This window comes from Parolsenella sp. (assembly GCF_982402205.1).
Genome location: NZ_CEVYAT010000074.1, coordinates 1 through 7,776 on the forward strand (window position 1 = coordinate 1; position 7,776 = coordinate 7,776).

7 protein-coding genes and 2 pseudogenes are annotated in these 7,776 nt (G+C 66.0%); all 9 read right to left on the minus strand.

Features of this window, described 5'->3' with window-relative positions:
- A partial coding sequence (locus tag AC1VTH_RS05140) for a radical SAM protein (protein WP_481335073.1) occupies window positions 1–767 on the minus strand: 767 nt, incomplete at its 3' end.
- Between the two features lie 59 nt (window positions 768–826).
- Complete coding sequence (locus tag AC1VTH_RS05145) at window positions 827–1,144, minus strand: stage V sporulation protein S (protein ID WP_293672906.1); 318 nt, start codon at window positions 1,142–1,144, stop codon at window positions 827–829.
- Between the two features lie 76 nt (window positions 1,145–1,220).
- Window positions 1,221–2,336, minus strand: coding sequence for an ATP-binding protein (locus AC1VTH_RS05150; RefSeq protein ID WP_481335071.1), 1,116 nt, complete (start codon window positions 2,334–2,336; stop codon window positions 1,221–1,223).
- Between the two features lie 18 nt (window positions 2,337–2,354).
- Window positions 2,355–3,914 carry a ribonuclease Y gene (gene rny, locus AC1VTH_RS05155; protein ID WP_301829269.1) on the minus strand — a complete coding sequence of 520 codons (1,560 nt, stop codon included), beginning with the start codon at window positions 3,912–3,914 and terminating at the stop codon, window positions 2,355–2,357.
- Window positions 3,915–4,231: 317 nt separating this feature from the next.
- Window positions 4,232–4,945 carry a regulatory protein RecX gene (locus tag AC1VTH_RS05160; RefSeq protein WP_301829271.1) on the minus strand — a complete coding sequence of 238 codons (714 nt, stop codon included), beginning with the start codon at window positions 4,943–4,945 and terminating at the stop codon, window positions 4,232–4,234.
- The gene (recA, locus tag AC1VTH_RS05165) at window positions 4,935–6,035 is read right to left on the minus strand and encodes a recombinase RecA (RefSeq protein ID WP_301829273.1); all 1,101 of its coding nucleotides are present in this window, start codon (window positions 6,033–6,035) and stop codon (window positions 4,935–4,937) included. Before recA ends, AC1VTH_RS05160 begins: the two co-directional genes overlap by 11 nt.
- A 244-nt stretch (window positions 6,036–6,279) precedes the next feature.
- Entirely contained in the window at window positions 6,280–6,750 is a 471-nt protein-coding gene (locus AC1VTH_RS05170) for a CinA family protein (protein ID WP_481335074.1), read from the minus strand.
- Between the two features lie 75 nt (window positions 6,751–6,825).
- Window positions 6,826–7,386 (minus strand): annotated as a pseudogene (pgsA, locus tag AC1VTH_RS05175) (CDP-diacylglycerol--glycerol-3-phosphate 3-phosphatidyltransferase); the annotation flags it as partial.
- A gap of 22 nt (window positions 7,387–7,408) precedes the next feature.
- A pseudogene (locus AC1VTH_RS05180) lies at window positions 7,409–7,776 on the minus strand (30S ribosomal protein S12 methylthiotransferase RimO); the annotation flags it as partial.

The window sequence follows — 7,776 nt, forward strand, 5'->3', positions numbered from 1 at the left end:
GAGCCGCTCTGCACGGCAAGGTGCAGCTGCGGCATGACGGCGGGCGTCTCGGCCATCGCGGCGATCGTCGCAGGCGACAGGTCCTTGGGGTGCGAGCTCGTGAAGCGAATGCGCTCGATGCCCGTCTCGCCCACCGCACGCAGAAGCTCAGCGAAGCGCGGGGAGCCGTAGCGCTGACGGCCAAACGAGTTGACGTTCTGGCCAAGCAGGCACACCTCGCGCACGCCGTCGGCATGGAGGCGGCGCACCTCGTCGACGATGTCGTCGAAGGCGCGGTCGCGCTCGCGCCCGCGGACGTAGGGCACGATGCAGTAGCTGCAGAAGTTGTTGCAGCCGGTCATGATGGGCACCCAGGCGTGCCAGGCGTCCTCGCGGCGGCTCGGCAGGTCGCTCGAAAAGCCTTGCGAGTCCTCGCTCGTGTCGGCAAAGACGGTCTTGCCGTTGCCGGAGCGAGCCTCGTCGATGAGCTCGGGAAGCGAGGAGATGGCGCGCGTGCCAAAGACGACGTCGACATTTCTCATGTGCTCGCGAATCGAGGCACCGTCGCGTTGAGCGATGCAGCCGCCGATGCAGACGACCCTACGGCCGCTCGGCGGCTCAGGCGCGCTCACCATGGCGGAGACCTGACCATACAGGTGCGTGTCGGCCTTCTCGCGCACGCAGCACGTCATGAAGACGACGATGTCGGCCTCCTCGGGAGTGGCCACCTCGAGGCAGCCACACGTCCCAAGCAGGCCCGAGACGCGCTCGGCGTCATGCAGGTTCATCTGGCAGCCGAAGGTCTTGACGTGGTAGGTAAGACCGGCGAGGGAGTTGTTAACTTGCACTAGATTGCCACCTTTCCGGCACCCTGCTCGAGGGTCTGCGCGTCTGTCGGGGCGAGCCTGTGCACGTAGACCGCAATGCGGATGGCCGTGCGGCTCTGCCCGTCGATGTCGATGTCAGAGAACGTGGGTGCGCACGAGATGTCGATACCCACCGGGATGAGAAAGCCGCGCGCGATGGCAACGGCCTTGATGGCCTGGTTCACGGCACCGGCGCCGACCGACTGGATGTTGACCGGTACGCCGTCCTTGACCATGCCCGCGATGGCTCCGGCCACCGACGCAGGTGAGGACTTGCTCGAGACCTTCAGGTAGTCCATGGATGTTACTCCTAGCAGCGGTTCTACGTGTGAGTGATGCGTTTTGGTGGCGTTTGGACCAGCGGCCGCGGGCCTACTAGTCTTCCTTCTCGAGGTCAAATGTAACGGTTATCTTGTCGCGCGTCACGTTGATGCGCGGCTCACTGGAGAGTCCCACGTAATAGCGCTCGGCGATGAGGTCGAAGGCGCGCTCCATGACGCGGGAGAACTCGTCGACGTCGTCGGGCGAGAGCTTAAGGCCGCGATGGTCGCGCGTGAGGTCGACCTCCTGCTGGCCCGGCGTGCCGCCGTGGTGCAGCAGGCGCGAGGCAACCGGACGCAGGGGCTTGATCTGGCCGGCGAGGATGCGGTGCGCGGTGCGCTCCGAGATGGGCAGACCCAGGGAGGCGGCGACATCGGCGAGCTCGCGGGCGTCCGCGGCGAGCGCGGGCCGTTCGATGACGCTCACCTCGTTGGGGTCGTCGACGAACAGCAGGCGCGAGCGGTTGGGCGACGCGTCAGCAAGCGCGCGGGCCGTGGCGATGACGTCTGCGGCAGAGCCAAGGAAGACCTCGCAGTCGGGGCGTTCCTCGAGCGCGAACTCGCAGCACGTCCTGATGATGTTGTGCGGGCCCTTGAGCTGCTGCTGACCCTCGTCTCCTCTGCCAACCGTGGGCCAGGTGCTCTGGTCCTTGCGCTCGGCAAGCTTGGTGGCGTCGGCCTCGACGCGGATAGACGAGCCAAGGCCCATGCCCGTGGCCATGACGCGGGCGCTCCGCGTGTTCTCGCGAATGGAGAAGAGCGCCATGCCACGACCATGCACGCCCCAGCGGTCCATGTGGACCGTTTCGAGCTTAGAAGTGACGCGGGCGTCGAAGATGCGCTCGCGCATGGAGTCGGGCACGCCCGAGCCGTCGTCGAGCACGACGAGGCTGCGTAGGTCGGACTCACGGCTCGTAGCGATGAGGATCCTGTGAGCGCCGGCGTCACGCGAGTTTCGCAGCATCTCGATGACGACGTCCTCGATGCAGCGGATGTCGTGCTTTGCCTGGCGGCGCTCCGCCTCCCCCACGCGCAGGCGAACGAAGCCGTTGCCCAGCGACTCCTCGACCCTCACCGCGGTGTCGCCGGACACCTGGGCAACGAAGTCAACGAGCGAGGGTGCCCCCGAAGGGACTCCCCCGCTCTCGGAAATGTCGTGCAAGTCAGCCATGGTGTTCGAGGCGAGCCGCTACTTGGCGACGTCGACGGCGCGCGACTCGCGGATGACGACGACGCGCACCTGGCCGGGATACTCCATCTCGTCCTCGATCTGCTTGGCGATGTCGTGAGCGAGCACCGTGGCCTCGGCATCGGAGATCTTCTCGGGTTGGACCATGACGTGCAGCTCGCGTCCGGCCTGCATGGCGTAGGTGCGCTCGACGCCGTCATGGGCGTTCGAGATCTCCTCGAGCTTCTGGAGGCGCTTGATGTAAGTCTCGGCGCTCTCACGGCGGGCACCGGGGCGCGCGGCGGAGATGGCGTCGGCGGCCATGACGAGCTGGTCGAGGATCGTGTTGGGCTCGACGTCGGCGTGGTGGGCCTCAATGGCGTGGACGATCTCGGGACGCTCGCCATAGCGACGGGCAAGGTCGGCGCCGATCACGGCATGCGGACCCTCGACCGTGTGGTCGATGGCCTTGCCAAGGTCGTGGAGAAGGCCGGCGCGCTTGGCGGCCGTGGGGTCGAGGCCAAGCTCGGAGGCCATGATGCCGCACAGCTCGGAGACCTGCTTGGAGTGCTGCAGGACGTTCTGACCGAAAGAGGTGCGGTAGCGCAGGGCGCCGAGGGTCTTGATGATCTCGGGGTGCAGGTCGTGGATGCCGGCGTCGAACGAGGCCTGCTCGCCGGCCTCCTGGACGCGTTGGTTCACGAGGGTCTCGGCCTTCTTGTACATCTCCTCGATGCGGGCGGGGTGGATGCGGCCGTCTGCGATGAGATTCTCGAGGGCAACGCGGGCGGTCTCGCGACGGACCGGCTCAAAGCTCGAGAGCATGACGGTCTCAGGGGTGTCGTCAATGACGAGGGACACGCCGGAAACCTGCTCGAAGGTGCGGATGTTGCGACCCTCACGGCCGATGATGCGGCCCTTGAGGTCGTCGGAGGGGATGTGGACGGTGGTGACCGTGACCTCGCCGGCCTGGTCGGCGGCGCAGCGCTGGATGGCAGTGGTCACGATCTCGCGGGCGGTCTTGTCGGCCTGGGCGCGGGTGCGCTGCTCGCTCTCGCGCAGGATCTGGGCCTCCTCGCGCACGGTGTCCTTGCGCACGCGGTCGAGAAGCTCCTTGTGGGCCTCGTCGGTCGAGAGGGAGGCGATGCGCTCGAGCTCGGAGGTCTGCTTCTTCACGAGGCCCTCGAGGTCGCTCTGGCGGCGGTCGAGCTGGCCGGCCTGGCTGGAGAGCTGGTGCTCGCGACGGTCAAGCGCGTCGTTGCGGCGGTCGAGCGACTCCTCGCGCTGCATGATGCGGCTCTCGAGGGAGCGAAGCTCGCTCTTGCGCTGCTTCTCCTCGGCCTCGGCTGCCTGGCGATGCTTGAGAATGTCCTCCTTGGCGGCCAGGACCGCCTCCTTCTTGGTGGTCTCGGCCTGACGCTGCGCGTCGGAGCGAATCTGCTCGGCCTGGCGCTCGGCATCGGCAACCTGCTGGTTGGCCTGTTGGACCTTGGCGGAGTTCTGGTTATTGACGACGAAATGCGAGATGCCAAAACCAATAAACAGTGCAGCGATAGCTGCGAAGAAGACTTCGATACCCATTAAGACTCCTAGAATCACAAAACTTTGGCGTGGGGGTTCAGGAGACTGCCCCAGGGGCAGAACCCACCATCCGAGTGGCTCTCGGCGTCTATGCGCGTAAGAAATCGCAGCTCAACGAACAAAAAGTAACGTCAGCCGTGCAGGTCACAACCGACGAGAGATACCCAAATGGTTTCTACATTTTAAGGTGAGCGTTAGGTAATAGTCAACGCGCTTGGGGCACTGACAAAAATCGAGCACAAGATATGGCCCAGCGCTCATCCCCATTGCCATGGCCGCAGGCCTGACATTCGGAGCCCTCGACGCAATAAATTTGCCTAGCACTCGCCCTCGTCGCCATGAATGCGGTCGAGCGCCGCCTCCTTGGCAATGGCCATGGGATAGCCGCGCGAGACGAGGAATCGCACGAACTTGGCATAGGCATTCTTCTCTGGAACCGCCTTGCGGGCAAGCAGCTCGCTGGCGCGCTCCGAGACGTCATCCTGTTCAAGAAAGGCCTCGGGCCAGCCGGCGACCTCGGAGGCCTCGATGCCGCGTCGCGAGAGCTCGCGCTCGATGCGCACGGGACCCCACCCCGCCGCGACCTTGGCCCGAATGAAGTACTCGGCAAAGCGCGCGTCGCTCATGATCTTGAGCTCGCAGGCATACTCGACGCGCCCCTCGGCACGCGCACGCGAGTAGCCCTCGCGCACGAGCCGAGACGCCATCTCGGAGGTGGAGTAGTCCCTGCGCGACACAAGGTCGACGAGCTTCTCCCAGCAGCAGGCGTCTGAGACCTCGCCCACATGGTAGAGCAGCTCGGCGCGGCTACCCCACGCCACGTCGTCCATGGCATCGAGGCGGCGAGCAACGGCGACGGGAACCTGCAGGCCCTCGCCCTCGCTCACGACGATGCGGGCGAGCGGCTTGCGCGCGCCCATGGGGGCCGAGGCGCGCTCGGGAAGCTCCACGTGCCAGGTAAAGCCAGAGGGACCCTCGTGGATGCGGGGGTCCCTCCTCTTGGCAGCCTGGCCGCTACGCCTACTCGGCATCCTCGGCACTCACGGCACCGGCCTCGTCCTCGACGGGCTCGTGGCCCTCGAGGGGCGGCAGGCCCACCTCGACGCGAACGCGCGACTCGATCTCGTCGCGCAGGTCGGGGTGCTCGCGCAGGAACGTCTTGGCGGCCTCCCTGCCCTGGCCCAGGCGCTCGCCCTCGTAGGTGTACCAGGCACCGGCCTTGTTGACGATCTCGCTCTCGACGCCCAGGTCGAGGATCGAGCCCTCCTTGGAGATGCCCGTGCCGTACATGATGTCGAACTCGGCGGTCTTGAACGGAGGCGCGACCTTGTTCTTGACGACCTTGACGCGCACGCGGCTGCCCACGATCTCGCTGCCCTGCTTGATCGTGTCGATGCGGCGGATGTCCATGCGCACCGACGAGAAGAACTTGAGGGCGCGGCCGCCCGGCGTGGTCTCGGGATTGCCGAACATGATGCCGATCTTCTCGCGCAGCTGGTTGATGAAGATGCACGTGGTATTCGACTTGGAAAGCGAGCCGGCAAGCTTGCGCAGGGCCTGACTCATGAGGCGCGCCTGCAGGCCCACCGTGGTGTCGCCAATCTCGCCCTCGATCTCTGCGCGGGGGACGAGCGCGGCAACCGAGTCGATGACGACGACATCGATGGCGCCGGAGCGCACGAGCATGTCGCAGATCTCGAGCGCCTGCTCGCCGGTGTCTGGCTGGGAGATGAGAACCTCGTCGATGTCAACGCCGATGCGGGCGGCATAGCCCGGGTCGAGCGCGTGCTCGGCATCGATGAAGGCGACGACGCCGCCCATGGCCTGCGCCTCGGCGAGGATCTCGAGCGAGAGCGTGGTCTTGCCCGAGGACTCGGGGCCATAGATCTCGACGATGCGGCCGCGCGGCACGCCGCCGATGCCCAGCGCAGCGTCGAGCGCGATGGAGCCCGTGGGAATTGCCTCGACGTGCAGGTCTGGGCCATCCTCGCCATACTTCATGATTGAGCCCTTGCCGAACTTCTTCTCGATCTCGGCCTTGGTCGACTCGATCATCTTGGTGCGCTCCTCACCGGTGGTGGGGGCGTGGATCTCTCTCGAAACCGCGTTGGACTTAGCCATTTCGTTCCCTTCCATTGCTTCCTCCCGACATAATACGCGAACAGTCGTTCGTGGTCAAACCGTTGGGAGAAGCATACGAAAGCTGGGGCCAAAATAATCTAACAGGCATCTAACAGGGGTCTAACACCCGAGCTAAATGCCTGAAAATGCTAAGAAAAATGGGAGCGCTCAAAACGGGCGAGCGGCATAAATCCGCAGGCGAGCGGCGCGGGAGACACAGAGAGCAAGCACGTTCGCTCAATCGCTATCCCTCAAGCGCGCCCTTGAGCATGCCAAGCGCGTGCATGACCGAGCGCAGGCGCACCTCGGCGCGGTCACCCGGGAAAACGACAGACTCGGTGCGCGTCTGGCCGGCGACGCTCACACCAAACCACACGAGTCCAACGGGCTTGCCGGGGGTGGCGCCACCGGGGCCCGCGATGCCCGTGACGCTCACGGACGCCTCGCAGCCGAGAGCCTCGAGCGCGCCCTCGGCCATCTGCTGGGCGCACTCGCTCGAGACGGCGCCAACAGACGCCAGGGTGTCACCGGAGACGCCGAGGATGGCCTGCTTGACCGAGCAGGCGTAGGAGCCCACGGCGCCCATCACGACGTCGGACGAGCCGGGAACGGCGGTCAGGGCCGCTTCGACAAGGCCGCCCGTGCAACTCTCCGCCGTGCCAACGTGAACGCCGCGCTTGCGGGCGGCCTCGAGCACCTCGAAGGCGAGCGCCACGGCGTCGTCCCAGGTGGGCGCGGCATCAGACGCATCAGAGCCAGAAACGTCACTCGCGCCGGCATCCTCGGGCTCGTCGTCTGCGAGCGCGCCCCAGGACTTTACGAAGTAGTCGACACCGCTCCAGATGGTGAGGACGACGGCCACGGCAAGCAGCACGTAGGAGAGCGTCTGGAGCGAGGCGGCAATGACAGGCATGTTGGCGAACGCCATCGCGAGCAGGCTGCCGCAGATCGAGACCATCGTCGTGGCGGTCTTCCACTTGCCGAGGTTGCCCGCGGCGATGACGATGCCCTTGGTTGCCACGACCATGCGCAGACCGCTCACGAGAAACTCGCGCGCCACGATGACGAGCAGCGCCCAAGAGACGGGGGCGCCGCATTCGAGCAGGTAGCACAGGGCCACGATGACCACGAGCTTGTCGGCGATAGGGTCGAGGAACTTGCCGAACGTCGTGACCTCGTTGCGGCTGCGCGCGAGGTAACCGTCGAGCTTGTCGGTGAGCGACAGCAGGCAGAACGCAACGAAGACGGCGATGCCGCCCGCGCCGGGCCCGCCCAGGACCTCGGCCATGAGCAGCCACACCGGAACGAACACGACGCGCGCGCAGGTCACGATGTTGGCCGGCGTCCACATGCTGGACTTCTTTGCCACTTCCCTATTCCTCCCCCTCAACGATCTCACCCTCGAGCTCGTAGCAGAAAGAGTCGACGAGGCGCACGCGCACGACGTCACCCACGGCGGCCTCGCCCTCGGCGATGTGCACGGCGCCGTCGCAGTCGGGGGCCTGGAACCAGGCGTGGCCGATGAGCTCAGGCACGTCGCCGTCGGTGTCGATGCCGTCGATCACGACGTCGACGACCTCCCCCACGTGCTTTGCCGTGGCGGAGAAGCCGAGCTCCTCGGCCACATCGGTGAGCGCCTGGGCACGGTCGAGCTTGACGTCCTCGTCAACCTGGTTGTCCATCTCGGCGCCGCGAGATCCCCGGCATGGTGCTGCGCACCACGGGCCTCGTGGGCTTCCCC